The following is an 18,382-nucleotide window of genomic DNA, read 5'->3' as shown; positions in this document are numbered from 1 at the left end:
ATTCTGGAAATAAGTTGAAAGGCTATTTGATGCCAAAGGAATTTATCGTACGGTTGCAGAATTAATTCTTATATCACCGGGAGTCCTTGACCCTCTTGGGAAAAAGTGAAGGAGTTGACTCCGTGCAACCTATGAAGCCCCAAAAACCTCGTACCTGGTTAAAAGACCTGAAAGCGGGCCAGGGATTGGACGATTTTCTCGTCGTTCGACGTTTTTCGCTAATGCCTTACCGGGATCCCTCGAAAGGTCATTACTTGACGGCTGTGCTGGAAGACCGTACCGGTAAGATGGAAGCGCGTGCCTGGGATCGAGGAGAGCAGTTTGCTCAAGTATTAAAGGAAGAGACGGTCTTTCGCATCCGAGGGCAGGCTACCGAATATCAGGGAGTCGTCCAGTTACATATCCATGCCGTGGAGCCGGTCCATCCGCAGGATGTCGATTGGGAAGCCTTTCTACCCGTGACGCCGAGGGACCGGAATGCTTTAGAACTGGAACTGGACCAAGCCATTTCCCGGATCGAGAATTCCTTTATGCGTACGCTCTTAACTGATCTGTTTGCCGATAGCCAGATTCGTCACGCTTATTCGACTGCACCGGCAGCGATGAGTCACCACCAAGCATATATCGGCGGATTGTTGGAACATTCGCTAGGCGTCTTACAAACCGCCCTTCGTTTAGCTGACAACGTCCCTGAAGCCAACCAGGACTTGCTCACCGTAGGGGCCATCCTCCATGACATCGGCAAGATCGCCGAACTTCAATATGACAGGGTCATCGGTTATACGACCGAGGGAAACCTCCTCGGTCATATCGTTATCGGCATCAATTTATTAGACCGCTGGATGGAAAAGGTCGAAGGATTCCCCAAGGAATTGCGCATAAAGATTGAGCATCTTATCGCCAGCCACCATGGCGAGTATGAGTGGCAGTCGCCGAAGCGTCCACAGATGGTGGAAGCTCTCATTCTGCACTATGCCGATCGCTTTGATGCGGACATGTTTAAGATACGACAAGCCCTCGCCGAGGCTAAAGACGGCTGGACCCCTTATCTCAAGAGTATGGAGCGCCGATTTTATGTCGGAGAGGGAGGCGATGAGCGGTGAGCCTTCGCTTCATCCTGGGCAGGGCTGGTGTCGGCAAAACGGAGACCTGCTTGCAGGAAATCACTCGAGAAGTCAAGGGAACTCCTCAAGGATCGCCCCTCATCTTTTTAGTACCGGAACAGGCCACCTTTCAAACGGAGCGATCTCTTTCGGCGGTGCCGGAGCTGGGTGGGATGATCCGCGCTCAGGTATTTAGTTTTCGTCGCCTCGCCTACCGGGTGCTTCAAGAGGTAGGGGGAAGTGCTCGCATCCCTATCGGCGAATTAGGCAAGCGCATGATCCTGCGCCAACTGTTAGAGTCCCACAAAGATGAACTACGCCTTTTTCATCGATCCGCCGGCCAGCCCGGTTTTGCCGACGCTTTGGCGGGAGCTTTATCGGAGTTAAAAATCTATAATATTGACATCGACCATCTGGAACGCTGTCAGTCCGAGTTGACGGCAGGGCAGGGCGGGAGCTTGTTGACGGACAAACTCCATGACTTGGCACTGCTCTATAAAGCCTTAAATGCGTTTTTAGAAGGCAAGTACACCGATCCCGATGACTATTTGCACTTGCTGGCAGAACGGATTCCTCAGTCAGCCATGCTTTCAGAAGCGGAGATCTGGATCGATGGTTTTGCTGGTTTTACCCCGCAGGAATTGTCTGTCATCGGGGCTCTCATGAAGACCTGCCACCGGGTCAGCGTGGCTCTCTGCCTGGATCCAACTCAGTTGGATCTTCCTTGTGATCTGACCGATCCGTTTTACCGCACTCGTGAGACTCAGGAAAAACTCCTGCAATTAGCGAAGGACCAGCAAGTTTCGATAGAAAAAGCCTTACATCTTACACCGGAATTGGCGCCCCGTTTTCAGCAGGCGCCGGAACTGCAGCATCTAGAATCGTTTTACTTCCGTAGGCCTAGTCTCGTCTGGGCCGATGATGCACCGGCCCTGCAAATCTGTGCCGCCGTCAATCGCCGCAGCGAGGTGGAAGGGGTGGCGAGGGAGATGGTCCGTCTTTGCCGGGAGCAAGGCTATCGCTGGCGGGACATAGCCCTCTTCCTCCGTGACTTGGAGTCTTATCAGGAACTGCTTGCCGCCGTCTTTCAAGACTTCGGCATTCCCTTTTTCATGGACCGAAAACGACCTGTTGCTCATCACCCTTTAGTAGAACTCATTCGCTCGGCTTTCGAAGCGGTCATTAAAGACTGGGCTTATGAGCCTGTCTTTCGTTATTTAAAAACGGATCTGGTTCCCATCGACCGGGACGAAGTGGACCGGTTAGAGAACTACGTTCTTTCCCATGGCATCCGCAGTTGGCGCTGGCGGGACAGTCAACCGTGGATGTTTCGCCGCCGGCTCACCTTAGGGGACGACGATAGGGAATACAACGATGCCGAATTGGCCCAATTAGCCGCTATCAACGATGCCCGCGATCGGGCTCGGGCAGCATTGCTGAACTTCCAAAAAGCTGTCCAAGGTTCGACGGAGGTTCGGCCAGTTACGGCGGCGCTTTACCAATTACTGGTCGAGTTGAACGTGCCGGAACGACTGGGCCAATGGATAACAACTTGTGAAGAAGAGGGACGACTGGAAGAGGCTCGAGCCCATCGTCAGGTCTGGTCGGCGATTATGGACCTTTTTGATCAAATCGTCGAATCGCTCGGAGATAAGCCGATCGATCTAGCTACCTATGCGGTCGTCATGGAGGCGGGACTCGACAGTTTGCGTCTCGGCCTCATCCCGCCGGAACTCGATCAGGTGCTCATCGGTACGCTCGATCGTTCTCGCAGCCCGGAAGTAAAAGCTGCCTTTGTCTTGGGCGTCTCGGAGGGAGTGCTTCCGGCTCGGCCTAAAGATGACGGCATCTTTGATGATCGGGAACGGGAACGCATCCAGGAACAGACGGGACTAGAACTCGCTCCGGGGAGCCGCCGCCGACTTTTCGATGAGGAATATCACGTCTATGTAGCTATCACACGGGCGCAGGAACGGTGTTATCTCTCTTTTCCATTAGCCGACGAGGAGGGCCGTGCCCAACTACCGTCGCCGGTGATCGCTCGGGTGTGGGAGATTTTCCCTAACCGTAAGGAAAAAGCTTGGAGCCTTGAACCGGGATTGGTTTCTAGAGCCGGGACTCAGGAATTGCACAGCTTTGAAGAGGAACTGGCCTGGGAATACATCTGCCATGGTGGACGAAGCCTTTCCTATCTAATCCCCCAGTTCAGGGAGGCTTTGACTGGTCGAGCGATTCCCTTAGTCTGGTGGGAGACCTATTCTTGGATGGCAGCGCGATCGGAATGGCGCGATCATATGAGTCGAGTCCTTGCCGGCCTTTGGCATAAAAACCAGGAGCACTTTTTGCCGAAACCTGTCAGCCGCCGTCTATATGGTGCTCCATTAAAAGCCAGCGTCTCCCGGGTGGAGAACTTTTTGGCCTGTCCCTTTGCTCACTTCGTCTCCTATGGATTGCGCTTAAAAGAGCGCCCTGTTTTTCGCCTTCAAGCGCCCGATTTAGGCCAGTTTTTCCATGCGGCCTTAAAACAGTTTGGTGACCGCCTTCGCCATGAAAATCTTCATTGGGGCGCCCTGGAACAGGATCAGATGGTGAAGATGACCAAAGAGGTCGTCTCCGCGCTGGCACCGCAGCTGCAAAACGAGATCCTTCTCAGCACGGCCCGCTACCGCTATTTGACGGGACGGCTCCAGCAAACCCTTTCTCAGGCCGTCCATGTGCTCGGCGAACATGCCCGGCGAGGAGAGTTTCAACCGCTGGGGCTGGAGATCGGTTTCGGTCCTGGCGAACTGTTGCCGCCGGTGCGAGTTCCCTTGACTGGAGGCCATTACATGGATCTGGTCGGCCGCATTGACCGCATTGACGGGGTGATCGCCCAAGAGAAGCCCTGGCTGCGAGTGATCGACTACAAATCCAGCCGAGCCGATGTGAAGCTTGCTGACATGGTCCATGGTTTAAAGCTGCAACTGCTCACTTACCTTGATGTGGCTTTGCAGCACGGAAATAAACTCATTCAACCCTTACTGGGTGGAGGGCCTTCCCTGGGTACCCCTTGCCAGCCGGGCGGAATGCTCTATTTCGGCGTGCGCAATCCCCTGCTATCGTCAGGAGGCCCCCTCGGACCGGATGAAGCGGCTCAGTCTCTCTTAAAAGAACTGAAAATGCGCGGCCATGTCTTGGCCGAACCCGAATTGGTCGCCCTCATGGATAAGGAAACGTCCAACGGATACTCACCGCTCATTCCGGTAGGATTGAAAAAAGACGGTTCTTTCTACAGCGCCTCTTCGGTGCTCACTTTGGTACAGTTCAGCATGCTCAGAGGATATTTGCGAAAAGTCTTTTCGCGGGTCGGCGACGCCATCTTGGAGGGTTTTGTCGCTATCGAGCCTTACCGGCGGGATGACCGTCTGGCTTGCGGTTTTTGCCCCTATAAACCGGTTTGCCAGTTTGACCGGCTTTTGCAAGATAACGGCTATCGCACACTCGTCGATGAGGCGCCGGAGATCCTCTGGCAAAAAGTCGGCGACGGCTCCATTCCGATTCTACAGGGGGTGATCCGGTGATACGAGATCCAAAATGGACCGATGAACAGTGGCAGGCCGTGACGGCCCGGGGTAGTGACCTCCTAGTGGCGGCAGCGGCAGGCTCCGGCAAGACGGCTGTACTGGTAGAACGGATCATTGGCATCATCCAAGAAGGTATCGATGTGGACCGGCTGCTCGTGGTCACCTTTACCAATGCGGCAGCTGCGGAGATGCGCGAGCGCATCGGAGCTGCCCTCACGAAAGAGCTGGCTGCCCATCCCGAGCAGAAGAACTTGCGTCATCAACTGGTTCTCTTGAATCGAGCGCCCATCACGACACTGCATTCCTTCTGCCTCGATCTGGTGCGTCGTCATTATTACCGTCTTGACATCGATCCGGCTTTCCGAGTAGCTGACGAAACGGAAATCGCCTTGCTACGGCAAGATGTTCTCGACGATGTCTTCGAACGCCTCTACGAGCAGGTCGGTGAGACCTCCGGTGAAAAGGTCCTAACGATAGAGGCATCGGGCAACAGCGAAAGCACCCCAAAAACGTTTGAGGTCCTGGTAGACGCTTATGGCGGCGATCGAGACGACATAGCCCTGCAGGAGATGGTGATCCAACTTTACGACAAAGCGATGAGCCAACCCTGGCCGGAACAGTGGCTTCAAGACATCTTGCAAGTGCTCCGGGCAGCGGTTCAAAGCGAGTCTTGGGAAGAACTTCCCTGGTTTACCGCTTTGCGCCGGGAATTGTCCATCGATTTGGCCGAGGTGGAAGGAACGCTGACCCGGGCCTTAGCCTTGTGCCGGCTTCCCGGAGGTCCAGTTCCTTATGCCGACGGAATGATTACCGACATTCAGATGGTGCAAGACATGATGATGGCGGCTAAACATTCCTGGAGCCGGCTACATAAGCTCTTTGAGGACATGGCCTTCGCCCGGGCTAAAGCTGTACGGGGCCAAGTCGACGAAGGGCTGAAGGAAGAGGTGACTCGCCGCCGCAATCAAGCCAAGAAAAAACTGTCTTCGATCAAAGCGAAATACTTCAACCGCAGTCCTCAAGATCTGCTGGTTGACTTGCAATTGGCTTTGCCGGCAATGGAGGCACTCGTTGAGGTAGTGCTCGCCTTTGAACGGGAGTTTAAAAAAGCGAAGCTGGAAAAGCGCCTGGTGGACTTTAACGACTTGGAACATTTTTGCCTGCGCCTCCTGCTAGACCCAGCATCGGAGCGGTCCGATCCGTCGCCCTCTTCTTTGGCACTCGATCTCAAAGACCATTTTCATGAAGTCTTGACCGACGAATACCAAGACACAAATATGGTGCAAGAAACCATCTTACGGCTCCTTTCAAGTCAAAACCGCTTTATGGTCGGTGATGTGAAGCAGAGCATTTATCGCTTCCGCTTGGCTGAACCGGGGCTGTTTTTAGAAAAATATCGAAGCTACGGAACCTATGAGGAGCATACCGGTGAGCAAGAGGGCGGCTTGATCGGGCAAAAAATCGATTTGGCGAAAAACTTCCGCAGCCGTAGCAACGTGATCCACGGTGTTAACTTCATCTTCCGCCAAATCATGACGGAGCAAGCGGGAGAGATGGATTATGATACAAAAGCCGAACTGGTTCACGGTGCTAATTTCCCCGCTTTGCCCGATGACGAGAACCGGGACCTAGATCGGACGATCGAACTGCACCTGATCCAACGAAAGCCTGACGGGAATGACGAGGCGTCCCTGTCTAAGGAAGGCGGAACCGACGATAGCGGGGCCCAAGGCAGCGATAGGAATGATTCAAACGGCAGTGCTATCGATAACGTTGAAGGCACCGAGGAATCGGAATTGCAAGTGCTCGAAGCCGCTCAATATGAGGCGCGGATGGTGGCGAAACGCATACAGGAACTTGTGGACAGCGCAATGCTTGTCTTTGACAAGGACCAAGGCGGTTATCGACCCGTCGCCTACCGTGATATCGTCATCTTGATGCGGGGGACAAGAGGGCGTGCTGATACCTTTCTCGAAGAATTTCGAGCCGTAGGTGTACCCGCTTATGCTGAAGTAGGCGCCGGCTATTTTGAAGCGACGGAGATCTCTGTGATGCTTTCTTTATTGCGGGTCATCGACAACCCTCGTCAGGACATCCCTCTAGTCGCTACCTTACGATCGCCCTTGTTCCGATTTACAGCGGAAGAACTGGCCCAAATCCGCCTGGCCGACAGCCGGGGAAGCTATTATGAGGCGGCCCGGGCATTTATCGAGAGAGTCGAAGGGACTGGACCGACAGATTCGGATCCCCGTAACAGCAAACTTGCGGAACGGCTTGGCCGCTTTTTCAAGCAGGTCGAAGACTGGCGGACCTTGGCCCGGCGAAGTCCTCTTTCCCAACTGATCTGGAAAATTTACCAAGAGACCGGCTACTATGACTATGCCGGTGCCATGCCTGGCGGGGGCCAGCGTCAAGCCAACTTGCGGGCTCTTCACTTCCGGGCTCGTCAATATGAAGCGACCAGTTTTCGCGGGCTCTTCCGTTTCCTCCGCTTCATCGAACGTCTTCAGGATCAGGGCGGCGACTTAGGAACGGCTCGTGCTTTAGGGGAGAAGGAAAACGTAGTCCGCATCATGAGCATCCATAAAAGCAAAGGCCTTGAATTTCCTGTCGTCTTTATGACAGCCTTGGGGACTCAGTTCAATACACAGGACCTCAATAAAGATCTACTCATTCATAAAAATCTAGGCCTCGGTCCCATCGTCGTCGACACAGCGCTGCGCTTTCGCTACCCCACAGTGGCGAAACTTGCCATTCAGCGCCGAATGTACCGGGAAACTTTGGCGGAAGAGATGCGGATTCTCTATGTAGCCTTGACGCGGGCCAAAGAAAAACTCATCCTGGTTGGTACTATCCGCAACCTGGAAGATTCAGCCCGCCAGTGGGTGCAGGACGCTTTGGCGTCCCTCGAAGGAAGCAAAGGGAAATCTACGGAAATAGGACCGCTTCCTGACGAAGTGCTTTTACGGGCGAAAAGTTATATCGATTGGATCGGCCCATCACTGGCATGCCACCATGACGGTAAAGATATCCACAACTGGGCTGCCGGTTTATTGAACGCTGAGAATGCAGACGATTCGGCTGCCCTTCAAGCACAGGCAGCAACTGAAACGGTGAGGGTTCTGGCCAAGAGCGGTCTGTCGCGATGGAAGATTCAATATTGGCCCAAAGCAAGCCTTCTCCGGCAAGAAGAGTTGGAGAAGGTTCAAAGGCCCCTAAATCCGGAATGGATAGAAAAACTGCACCGAATCGAACCGGTTACCGGCACTGACCACGTTGACTCTTACTTGTCCTGGCAGTATCCCTATCGGGACGCCGCCGGTATTCCGGCAAAGGTAGCTGTGAGCAAAGTGAAAGACCGCTTTGCCCAGATGAATCTAGACAGCGATGAACTCCCTGGGACCGATCGATGGCCCGAATCATCACAGGTAGAATGTCGGCACATTCCCCAAAAAACGTCTGACCGCCTCATCGACATCCGTCCCCGTTTTCTCCAGCAGCAAACCCGTCTATCGCCGGTTGAACGAGGTTCAGCCGTTCACTTGGTCATGCAGCACTTAAACTACGCAGAAAACTTAACAAAAGAAGCGATTCAAAAGCAGGTAGACAGCCTGGTAGAGCGCGAAATATTAACAGGGGAGCAACGGGATGTAATTGAACTAGGAGAGGTTTTGCGTTTCGTGGAGAGTCCCCTTGGTCAACGATTAGGTCAGTCCAGACAGATTCTACGGGAAGTCCCTTTTAGTTTGGCCCTTTCTGCGCAAGAAGTAGATCCGAAGAGCCCTCCCGCAGAATTCCTTGTCGTGCAAGGGGTCATTGACTGCCTCTTTGAAGAACCTGACGGCTGGGTACTGCTAGACTACAAGACAGACCACCGCCCGGCCAGTCAAAGTAAGGATGATTGGCTCGAAGACCTACTCCAAAGATACCGAGGGCAGATCAACCTCTATCATCGAGCCATCGAGAAAATCATGGGTACGACGGTGAAAGATCGATACCTGTACTTGATCTCCACCGGTCAGGAATTGGCTCTGTAAAAAACTGCGGAGGTGTAACCTTGTGACCCAAGAAAAATCCTTTTCCCTCGAAACAGTGCGCCAAGCCTTTCAAGACCGAGCTACTTGGTTCTATCTGATGTTGGAAGAAGCCAAAGACCAAGGTTTTGACGCGGAGGCTATAGCGAAAAAATCAATTTTTCGTTACGGTCAGATGAAGGGGCAAGCCATGGAACCGACGTCGGACATGGAGGAACTGGTTAAACAGTTTGCCAAGCCCGTATCACAAGCGGTTTTCGAAATGAATATCGCCAAAGTCACCCCGGAAGAGGCGGTCATTGAATTTCATCATTGCCCCTTGGTAGCCGCTTGGCAGGAACGACACGGCTGCACCGTTGAACAGACCGATGTTCTCTGTGACTGGGCTGTACAAGGGGACCGTGGGATCATGTCCTGCTTCCCTGATTTCGAATTCATCCCGGAAAAACGCATTGGCGCTGGCGACGCCTGCTGCCGGATGGTTTTCCGAAAAAAGAAATCCTAGCTTTGGAGTTAGCCGGTAGGAACGGAACGACATTACTTCGCATCTAATAAATTCTCTATAAGCAGGTAGGATAGTGATACAGACATTCCAAGGAGGTTCAATTCCATGGCAGAATTGATTACAGGTCAAATCGCTCCCGACTTTACCCTTCCGGCATCGAATGGAGAAGAAGTTACCCTGAGCCAGTTTCGAGGCAGCTATGTGGTCCTATATTTTTATCCCAAAGACAACACGGCTGGCTGTACCACCGAAGCTCAGGAATTTCGAGATCTACATGGTCAATTTCAGGCCAAAAACACGGTGGTCTTTGGTGTGAGCCGGGACAGTGTCACATCCCATGGTAAATTTATCGCGAAACAGGAACTGCCTTTTCTCCTGCTCAGCGACGGTGACAGCACCCTTTGCAACCTCTATCAGGTGCTGAAAGAAAAGAACATGTACGGGAAAAAGTCCATCGGGATTGAGCGGTCCACTTTTATCATCGATCCCGACGGGATCATTACCCATATTTTTCGTAAGGTAAAAGCGGCAGGACACGCTGCCAAAGTGCTCGATTCCATCGGCTAAAAAGGAATCCGAATGCAGGTCAGGGGGTGTGTAACATGGGCTTGCACCGGAGCCACGTTTATAACATGTTAGAACAAGCGAAGACCTCGGAACGACAGGTCTATGTCTATTTTTCTGACGGTACGGTCAAGCGATATCAAGTTGTAGACATAGATCCGCCATTGGCCTATGTACTTCCCGTTGATTTGGCCGAGCCGCAGCAGCGTCCGCTACTGATTGAAAAGATTGTTGCTGTCGAATGGGCCTAGTTGAGTGTCAAATAATGTCGACAAATTAGCAAAAAACCCGTAAAATAGGCGGTTTTTCCTGTATACAGTATATGAGCTCCGCTATTCTTGCGTTAGCATGTATTTATGATAAAATATAATAGTCTTTACGTAAAATAACATAAATATGCATGAGGAGTGTGAGGGTGTTGACCAATAAGCAGGTATTTATCGTAGACACAACGTTGCGTGATGGTGAGCAAACAGCAGGCGTTGTATTTGCCAACAAAGAAAAATTACGGATTGCACGTATGCTGGATGAGTTAGGGGTTCACCAGATCGAGGCAGGGATTCCCGTCATGGGCGGCGATGAAAAAGAAGCCATCAAGCAAATCTGCAAGATGGGTCTTAAAGCCAGCATCATGGGTTGGAACCGTGCTGTTATCTCTGACATCCAACACTCCATTGATTGCGGCTGTGACGCGGTAGCTATCTCTATCTCTACATCGGACATTCATATACAAGAAAAGCTGCGGACCTCTCGGGAGTGGGTTCTCGAATCGATGATGAAAGCCTGCGAATTTGCGAAATCGCAAGGCGTCTATGTCTCCGTCAACGCAGAAGATGCGTCTCGCTCAGATATGGACTTACTGATTCAGTTTGCCCGTGAAGCGAAAAAAGTGGGCGCCGACCGGATTCGTTATTGTGATACCGTCGGAATCATGGAACCCTTTATCATTTATGATAGAATCAATACACTTCGCGAAGCAGTCGATATAGATATTGAAATGCACACCCATGACGACTTCGGTATGGCTACTGCCAACGCCCTAGCCGGCGTGAAAGCCGGCGCGTCCCATGTCGGCGTGACCGTCAACGGTCTCGGCGAACGGGCTGGGAACTCGGCTCTGGAAGAAGTGGTTATGGCTCTTAAATATCTTGAAGATATCGATCTTAACTTCAAGACCGATAAATTCCATGAAGTTTGTGAATATGTTTCCCGCGCTTCCGGTCGATTCTTGCCTTCTTGGAAATCGATCGTCGGCTCCAACATGTTTGCCCATGAATCAGGGATCCATGGCGACGGCGTTCTGAAAAACCCGAAAACCTACGAAGTCATTTCTCCTGAAGAAGTGGGTCTTGCTCGTCAGATCGTTATCGGTAAGCACTCCGGCACGGCTTCCATCAAAGCCAAATTCCGTGAGTTTGAAATCGATATGACGGAAGTACAGGCTGCCGAAGTTCTGGCCCGCGTCCGTGAAACGGCTGTCCAATTGAAGCGTCCCCTCTTTGAAAAGGAAATCATGTACATCTATGAAGAGCTCTACGGGTATCCTGAACACTAAAAACATATTTTCCCGTGAGTTAATGTAATCTATTGAAAGGCCTGGAAGGAATTGCTCCCTTCCGGGCCTTTTTGCTTTTTCTCGAAACCTTTTCATCTAGACACAAATGGTTCCCCGAATGCTTTTATTTACCCTCTGTCCCGTTCATAGGCCTCAGAAAAGAGTCGCATACTAAGAGCGGCATCGAGATTCACTGTCCCCTGAAGTGGTCCCGAATAACGATGGCCCCGAAAACCAACGGAGGTGATTTATTTGGGAGACAAAAAGTATAGTAACTTCAGCGTGGACAACCGTCTAGAAGAGATGTCAAAAAACATCTACCCCGGTGGCGTTCGGATTGACCCCCTGCCCGCCACGGCTGGCCAGGAAGTCTGTATCCTTTACTCGGGCTTGCTCGCCAACAGCGGAGCCGATCAGGTCTATCTCCATGTCGGTTATGGCGATGCAAACCGGTGGCAAAAGGTACAGGATGTGGAGATGGATAAGACTGGCTACGGATGGGTCAAGGTTCTTCCCGCTCACGACTTGGGCACCATGAACTTCTGCTTCCATGATTCGGCCCAAAACTGGGACAACAACAGCGGCGTTAACTGGACGATTCAGGTGCACAACGGGTAAGGGGCCTTTAGGGCCCCTCCTAAACCTTTTCGGTGAACCTATGGAGGTGTTGATTTGAGAATCCTCATGCTCTCTTGGGAATACCCGCCCAACGTGGTGGGCGGCTTAGCTCCGCACGTCCATGGTTTGGCCGGTGCCCTCGTCAAACAAGGCCATCAAGTCCATGTGATCACCCAAGGTGGAGATGGTCTGCCCAGCGACGAAAGGGACCGCGGCGTTCATGTCCACCGTATTCAACCCTATTCCTTATGGTCGCTCGATTTCGCTGGTCACATTCATCATCTAAACTTCGCCTTCATGGAAAAAGCGCAAAAAGTTGCCTCCGAAGTAGGCGACTTCGATATCATTCATGCCCATGACTGGCTCGTCGCCTATGCAGGACGAGCTTTAAAACATGGATGGAAAAAACCGTTGATCGCCACCATCCACGCCACCGAGTGGGGGCGCCATAACGGTTTGCACAATGACCTGCAGCGCTATATCAGCCAGGTTGAGTGGTGGCTCGGATATGAAGCGTGGCGGGTCATCGTTTGCAGCCAACATATGGAGCGGGAACTGAGCCGGATCTTCCAAATTCCCGGAGACAAAATGGCCGTCATCCCCAATGGGGTTCATCCTGACGATTTTTCCGCTGAAAAGGCCCAAGGCTTTGAACGCAGCCAATACGCGGCCGACCACGAACGGATTATCCTTTATGTGGGCCGGCTCGTCTGGGAAAAAGGTGTGCAAGTCCTGATCGACGCGATGCCGGAAGTGCTGCGCCACGTTGATGCCAAATTGGTCATCGGCGGAACAGGCACCCAGATGAATTACTTGAAACACCTGGCAGAACGCCGGGGAATAGCCCATAAAGTTCACTTTGCCGGGTATATTCAAGGACCTACCAAAGTGGGTCTTTTACGTGGGGCTGACGTAGCCGTTTTCCCTAGTCTCTACGAGCCTTTTGGTATCGTCGCTTTGGAAGCGATGGCGGCCGAAACACCTTGTGTCGTCTCTGAAACGGGCGGGCTCGCCGAAATCGTCAAGCATCGCCATAACGGGTTGAAGGCCTACCCAAACAATCCAGGGTCTATCGCTGAACAAATCAAAACGGCCTTAGGCGATGAGCTACTCGGCAAGTCCATGACCAAAATAGGCGCTCGGGAAGTGCGGGAAATCTATTCTTGGGACGCTATCGCCGCGAGAACAGTCAATGTGTACAATTCGGTCGAAACGGTGCGAGCCGTTCCAGAACGGCGTCGTCCCGTCAATCGCCTTGCAGAACTATTACAGGTAGCTGTCCGGCATTGACGAACTGCATCGTTGTCAACCGAACCGGTAGTGTCGACAGGATGGATTCAACCTCCTGTCGATTGTCTGGTGTCGTATAGATGCTGTACCAACCTGTATCGGGGTACAAAGGTACAATCATTGCCAGGTGGCTGTATCCTTCCATAATGCGCAAAAACAGGGACGCTTCTTGTGGTTCCTGCAAACGTACCAATCCCACCGGGCTGTCCGATGGGATTTTTTTATAAATATCGCTTAACTGCCGTTTCCCCTTATATCGTGACATGTAAAAAGCCTCCTAATAAATAGATCCTACCGATGAATCGACTCTTTCCACTTCACTCCAGGCTTATACCGCCTTGTACCTTCTTGGTGACCATTTATTACAACAGATTCTAACCTATTTAACTCAAGTTCCGAAAAATAATTGTTACTAACGATAAAAAAGCCCTCCGGTTATATTGTAAACGGCGGGCTTTTTTCATCAAGCTTTTCAAGTTGTCTTCAGGGCACTGGATGACTGTATTTCCGGAAATCAACACGGGGAAATACAGGGTTTCGATCTTCCAGATCGTCCACAAGGCTCTCATCCAGTGGTTTTTTCCCCGTGAGCATCTCCGACAAAGCGAGACAATTATTCAAATGGTACACCGAACGATTTACGGCATAGTTGACGGCCGTATCCGTTTTCATAATAAAGGCCCAGTCACTGCTTTGGGCCAGCAACAGTTCCCGGGCCATCTGGTTGAGGGCACGCTGGGATAAGCCGTCAGCGTAGTACTGTTCCCGGGATAGATCGATCATCTGTTCGGCTGCTCGGTGCAGGTGGCGATAAAGCCAGTGGTTGCTTCCTTCGAGCCAGACTTCATGATAGCCCTCAGCACCCCAACTCGACTCAGAAGGCGTGGCCGGTTGAATGCGAGGATATCGCTGCAGATACCCTGAGGGGGTGATAAATTCAATCCCTGCGTCGACTTCCGAACGACGGCGAATAACTTGATCTAAAAATCGGGGCCCCTCATACCACCAGTGACCGAACAATTCGGCATCATAGGGGCAGAGGATCAGCGGTTCTCTCTCTGGCATAACCTCGTTTAAGTATTCGATCTGTTTGGAACGGTTAAAGAGAAAATTTCCCGCATGCTGGGCGGCTTTGGACTCAGCCCAGGCAGGTACGTAAGGTTCTTTATGAGACCCTTCCCGATCGGTGATCCGGTGGTACTTAAACCCCGTATGCAAACGAATTCCTTCGGGATGGATAAAGGGGCGCACATATTCAAAATCGAGATCAAAGCCGATGTCGCGATAATATTCCCGGTAATCGCTATCACCGGGATATCCTTCGTCTTTGCTCCAGACTTGTTTGGAAGACTCTAGATCTCTGCCAAAAGCAGCAACGCCGGCTGGAGTCATAATCGGGGCATAGGTTCCGTAACGCGGTTGAGGGGTGGCGAATTGGACACCGTGAGCGTCGGTGATAAAATACTTAAGGTGAAATTCTGCCAAGATATTTTCTAGACCGGGGTGATAGGCACATTCAGAGAGCCAGATCCCTTGCGGTGACCGGTGAAAAAATCCTTCGTACGTATTTACGGCGGTGGCAATTTGCACTCGCTGTGCTTCCCGGTAAAAACGCATAAAAGGAAGGTAACCATGGGTGGCTGGGCAGGGGATGATTTCCACTATGCCCCGGTCCATTAAACGACGGAAAGCTCCGATGAGATCCCGATGGTATCGTTCATTAAAAGTATGAAGCGCTTCGGAAAAACGGTGCCGATACATGTGGGCCAATGTGGAGAAAGCAGGATCTTCCTGAGTTCGTTCGATCTCTAACTCGGCTAACAAAGTCAAATTGGACATGTGGTTCACATAGCGTTCTTGCATGAGAGGATCGGCGAGCATAGAGAGCAAGGTCGGGCTCATGGTCAACGTCACCGAGCCCTGCAACCGATCCCGGTCCCAGCCTTCAAAGACCTGCAGCAAAGGGAGATAGCATTCGGTGATGGCCTCGAAGAACCAACGCTCCTCTAAATAGTCCTCTCGATCCTTATGTCGGATATAGGGAAGATGGGCGTGCAAAACAAAGGCGATCAAGCCTTTACTCATTTGGTCGCGCCTCCAGAAGATGCCTTATTCCAGGAAAGGGTGCTCCAAGCACCGGCCGGCGAGGTTAAGGGGTTTTGTTTTTGATAGGGTTTACCTTGAAGTGCCGCGATAGGAGGCCATTCGGGATCGATGATGGGAGAAGGAGCCGCTGCAGGGGTTAAGACCGCTTCCGACAAAAGCAAAGTGACAAAACCTTCCCGCGTCAAACGACCGACAGCTAACCGGTACCGGTGGGAGGGGTTAACGCCGTGAATGTACCAGTAGTCGGCACCGTCTGGAATCGATATGTCCACATAGGGCGCTTCTGCAAAATCGGCCTTATCGGTCACATCAAAGAGACGCAGTTTCCAAGGCGAGTTTTGCCACTCTAGCGGATCAAAAGCAGAGGCAGCCGCCAACTCTGTTTCTGCTGAAACTTCCCAGTAGGCATATAATGAAAAGGGACTACGGGGCAATAACCCCATGATGTCTTGACCGTACTGGTGAGGGAGAAAAGAAAGGCCGCTATCAAAACGTGGGCGAAGGTTGAGGGGAGCCAACTCTTCCGAAAACTCCGGCAGGACTTTTTTCAGCGGAACCGGTTGACGGCGGCTCTCCCGCTTAATCCAAGATATGATCAGGAGTATGGTCATGGCGATGACAAAGATGATCAGCAAAAAGAGGCCGAAGTTAAACCACGGCGCCAATCGAAAGCACCTCCTAGGTCTAATTGCTTCCCTAGTATTCCCGTCTACCCGTTTCATATTTAGTAAAGCCAGCAGGGATTTTTCCCCGGTACCCCGAATGACTTTAGTATGGACATAACATGGGGAAGCACAGAACTGAATTTACTGAAAAGCATGGCGGCGAGTCTGCTGTTCATGGGATTGGCCTATGGGGGCAGCACTTTGTTTCGTCGATTTTGGCCGGTAGAAGGTTCCACCCGGGGACTCCTTACCTCTTGGCGCTGGAGTACCGACATGGTCAAACAGGGTATCGTCCTCGGGGTGGGAATTTACGGAACGGTTACTTTTTTAGGTGCCTTGATGTTCTGGATCTTTCCTGGTCCAGAACATCCGATCCAACGGCTCTTCCAAGCGGGGGCCGTCAACTTGACTCAAATGGTCTTGCTGTTTCTTGCTGTGGCCTTTGTGGCGCCCGTTACGGAAGAGTGCTTTTTTCGAGGATTTCTTCTGCCTGCCATGGGTCACCGTTGGGGAGACAGAATGGCGTCTCACCTGACAGCCCTTTTGTTTGCGGCTATGCATCTCGATCCGTACCGATTTCTTCCGCTCTATGCGGCCGGTTACATGCTCAATCGGGGCGCCTTGCGAGCACGCAGTATAGTTCCTGCTGTGTTCGCCCATGCTTTTTGGAACTTGACAGGGTTGATTCTTATATGGATTAGCTCATGGGGAGGGATACGGTGAAACGCCTCATAGAAATCGTCGGTGCTTTGCTTTTCTTATTTATCGCCACTTTTGTCGGGTTGTATTTCGGAAATCATTATTTGGAGAAAAAAGGAATCGAATTGGTCGATCGTCCGCTTCATTATGATTTTGTCTTGAAGAATGGGACAATTGTGGATGGAACCGGCAAAGGACGGTACAAGGCCGACATCGGCCTTAAAAAAGGCAAGGTCGCCTTTATCGGTATCATTCAACCTCCAGCAGACGTTAAAGTCATCGATGCATCGGGATTGCTGATCCTTCCTGGCTTTGTGAACCTCTACTCCCGTCTCGATGGAACAGCCGACGGATCGACCGCCTTTGACGGTCTCGTCAAACAGGGTTATACAACAACGCTATCCGGTTACGGCGCCCTTGCGCAGGAAGATGTGACGAAACACCTGGAACAGGCAGCTCGATCGGGACTGCCGATCAACTACGCCGTCCTCGCCGGCCATCAGGGCCTCTTTAACTTGCTGAAAGATCAGCAAGAGAAGTCGGAAAAAATGGTGGAAGAGCCAGCCCTTGAGTATGGACAAGTCCCACCGCCTCCGAAGACAGCGGAGCAGCCGAAACCGAACGTAGATGATCTGCTGCAAGAATTATCCACTTCGCTGGAACAAGGAGCTTTCGGGTTAACCATCGATTTCGATGACCAACTGGGACGACAGCTCACCTTCGAAGAAATGACAAAGCTGGCGAAAGCGCTGCAAGAAAAAGGAGCTGTGCTGGCATTAACCTTGCCGCCGGCGTCGGCCAATCCAGATGTGTTGCTCCAACGGGTCATATCCCTGCATAAAGAGACGAAAGTGCGTACACTGCTGTCGCCTTGGGGCTATTTCGGCAACGCCTCCGACGAAAGGCTCACTGCGATGGAGCAAGATTTGCGGGGCGCTTACATGTCGACCAAAGAAATCTACACTTGCCTATACCCCAGCACTCGGCAATCGGCTGGTGTCAAACAAACCTTACAGCGAGCTATGGCCCATTATCCGGCTGAACAGATTGAAATTCTTGAAGTGGGCGGAGAAAATCCCAAAACGCTCGTCGGAAAGACGTTAGCCGAAATCGCCCAGGAACGATCACTTACCCCGGATGGAGCGGCCAAGGAATTGACATCAGCCGGTTTGGTCCAAGTGACCATCCGTTCTTCCAATCAAGAACGGATCCAGCGGCTGGCATCAGATCCCTTCGTCGCCCTCACCGTCGATTCTGGTCAAGGCAACGGATCGGAGTACAGTACTGATGCCGTAAAAGACTTTTTAGGCCGCTTTGTGAAAGGTCAAAACCTCTTTTCGTGGGAAGAGACCGCGATGAAACTCGCGGCGAGACCCTGTGCGATTCTGGGCATCGAAGACCGGGGTTCGATTAAAACAGGTAACTGGGCCGATCTGGTCGTGATCGATCCGGCGCTTCTATCGCCGACAAGCCAAGTCAAAAAAAGCGGTATTCGCCATGTCTTTGTCAACGGTGCAATGGTCTATTCCCAAGGAAAGATGCCCTCGGAAGGGCAAGGTAAAGGCCAACTGCTTCGCTTTAAGAGCAAGCCTCTCATGCCGGAACCAATTCAAGAGCCGCAAACCACTCCAGTGCCTAGCACAGACGATGAGGAAGAGGAATAAGCGAACTAAAGTTATA

General features: G+C 52.0%; 14 protein-coding genes. 11 read left to right on the top strand and 3 right to left on the bottom strand.

Annotated elements, in window-relative coordinates; genetic code table 11:
• The first annotated feature begins 131 nt into the window (after positions 1-131).
• The 9 genes from H1S01_RS05775 (at position 132) to H1S01_RS05735 (ending at position 13,232) form a co-directional block, all read left to right on the top strand.
• On the top strand, positions 132-1,103 hold the full coding sequence (locus tag H1S01_RS05775) for a 3'-5' exoribonuclease YhaM family protein (protein WP_243237068.1): 972 nt from the start codon (positions 132-134) through the stop codon (positions 1,101-1,103).
• Entirely contained in the window at positions 1,100-4,663 is a 3,564-nt protein-coding gene (gene addB, locus H1S01_RS05770) for a helicase-exonuclease AddAB subunit AddB (RefSeq protein WP_188039134.1), read from the top strand. The genes H1S01_RS05775 and addB overlap by 4 nt, the downstream gene beginning before the upstream one ends.
• Complete coding sequence (gene addA, locus H1S01_RS05765; RefSeq protein ID WP_341479041.1) at positions 4,660-8,703, top strand: helicase-exonuclease AddAB subunit AddA; 4,044 nt, start codon at positions 4,660-4,662, stop codon at positions 8,701-8,703. Before addB ends, addA begins: the two co-directional genes overlap by 4 nt.
• A gap of 22 nt (positions 8,704-8,725) precedes the next feature.
• Positions 8,726-9,205, top strand: a complete 480-nt coding sequence (locus tag H1S01_RS05760; RefSeq protein WP_188039133.1) for an L-2-amino-thiazoline-4-carboxylic acid hydrolase — start codon at positions 8,726-8,728, stop codon at positions 9,203-9,205.
• 105 nt (positions 9,206-9,310) lie between these two features.
• Positions 9,311-9,772 (top strand): thioredoxin-dependent thiol peroxidase, encoded by a 462-nt coding sequence (gene bcp, locus H1S01_RS05755; protein WP_188039132.1) that lies wholly within the window; start codon positions 9,311-9,313, stop codon positions 9,770-9,772.
• 35 nt (positions 9,773-9,807) lie between these two features.
• Positions 9,808-10,020 carry a hypothetical protein gene (locus H1S01_RS05750; RefSeq protein ID WP_188039131.1) on the top strand — a complete coding sequence of 71 codons (213 nt, stop codon included), beginning with the start codon at positions 9,808-9,810 and terminating at the stop codon, positions 10,018-10,020.
• Between the two features lie 167 nt (positions 10,021-10,187).
• Positions 10,188-11,324 carry a homocitrate synthase gene (nifV, locus tag H1S01_RS05745; RefSeq protein WP_188039130.1) on the top strand — a complete coding sequence of 379 codons (1,137 nt, stop codon included), beginning with the start codon at positions 10,188-10,190 and terminating at the stop codon, positions 11,322-11,324.
• A gap of 252 nt (positions 11,325-11,576) precedes the next feature.
• The gene (locus tag H1S01_RS05740; protein ID WP_235910743.1) at positions 11,577-11,942 is read left to right on the top strand and encodes a carbohydrate-binding protein; all 366 of its coding nucleotides are present in this window, start codon (positions 11,577-11,579) and stop codon (positions 11,940-11,942) included.
• A gap of 54 nt (positions 11,943-11,996) precedes the next feature.
• Positions 11,997-13,232 carry a glycosyltransferase family 4 protein gene (locus tag H1S01_RS05735; protein WP_188039129.1) on the top strand — a complete coding sequence of 412 codons (1,236 nt, stop codon included), beginning with the start codon at positions 11,997-11,999 and terminating at the stop codon, positions 13,230-13,232.
• Here the strand turns inward: H1S01_RS05735 and H1S01_RS05730 are convergent.
• The 3 genes from H1S01_RS05730 to H1S01_RS05720 form a co-directional block, all read right to left on the bottom strand.
• Entirely contained in the window at positions 13,189-13,497 is a 309-nt protein-coding gene (locus tag H1S01_RS05730; RefSeq protein ID WP_188039128.1) for a DUF4911 domain-containing protein, read from the bottom strand. The two genes, H1S01_RS05735 and H1S01_RS05730, sit on opposite strands and share 44 nt — an antisense overlap.
• Before the next feature lie 218 nt (positions 13,498-13,715).
• Positions 13,716-15,317 (bottom strand): glycoside hydrolase family 57 protein, encoded by a 1,602-nt coding sequence (locus tag H1S01_RS05725; protein ID WP_188039127.1) that lies wholly within the window; start codon positions 15,315-15,317, stop codon positions 13,716-13,718.
• Positions 15,314-16,003 carry a DUF4912 domain-containing protein gene (locus H1S01_RS05720; protein WP_188039126.1) on the bottom strand — a complete coding sequence of 230 codons (690 nt, stop codon included), beginning with the start codon at positions 16,001-16,003 and terminating at the stop codon, positions 15,314-15,316. Before H1S01_RS05720 ends, H1S01_RS05725 begins: the two co-directional genes overlap by 4 nt.
• A 108-nt stretch (positions 16,004-16,111) precedes the next feature.
• Between H1S01_RS05720 and H1S01_RS05715 the strand changes: the two genes are divergently transcribed.
• Entirely contained in the window at positions 16,112-16,726 is a 615-nt protein-coding gene (locus tag H1S01_RS05715; RefSeq protein ID WP_188039125.1) for a CPBP family intramembrane glutamic endopeptidase, read from the top strand.
• Positions 16,723-18,366 (top strand): amidohydrolase family protein, encoded by a 1,644-nt coding sequence (locus tag H1S01_RS05710; protein ID WP_188039124.1) that lies wholly within the window; start codon positions 16,723-16,725, stop codon positions 18,364-18,366. The genes H1S01_RS05715 and H1S01_RS05710 overlap by 4 nt, the downstream gene beginning before the upstream one ends.
• The last annotated feature ends 16 nt before the right edge of the window (positions 18,367-18,382 follow it).

The sequence above is a fragment of the Heliobacterium chlorum genome (assembly GCF_014502795.1).
GTDB lineage: Bacteria > Bacillota > Desulfitobacteriia > Heliobacteriales > Heliobacteriaceae > Heliobacterium > Heliobacterium chlorum.
Note: the sequence above shows the minus strand (reverse complement) of the source record. Positions and strands in the feature narration are given on the sequence as shown.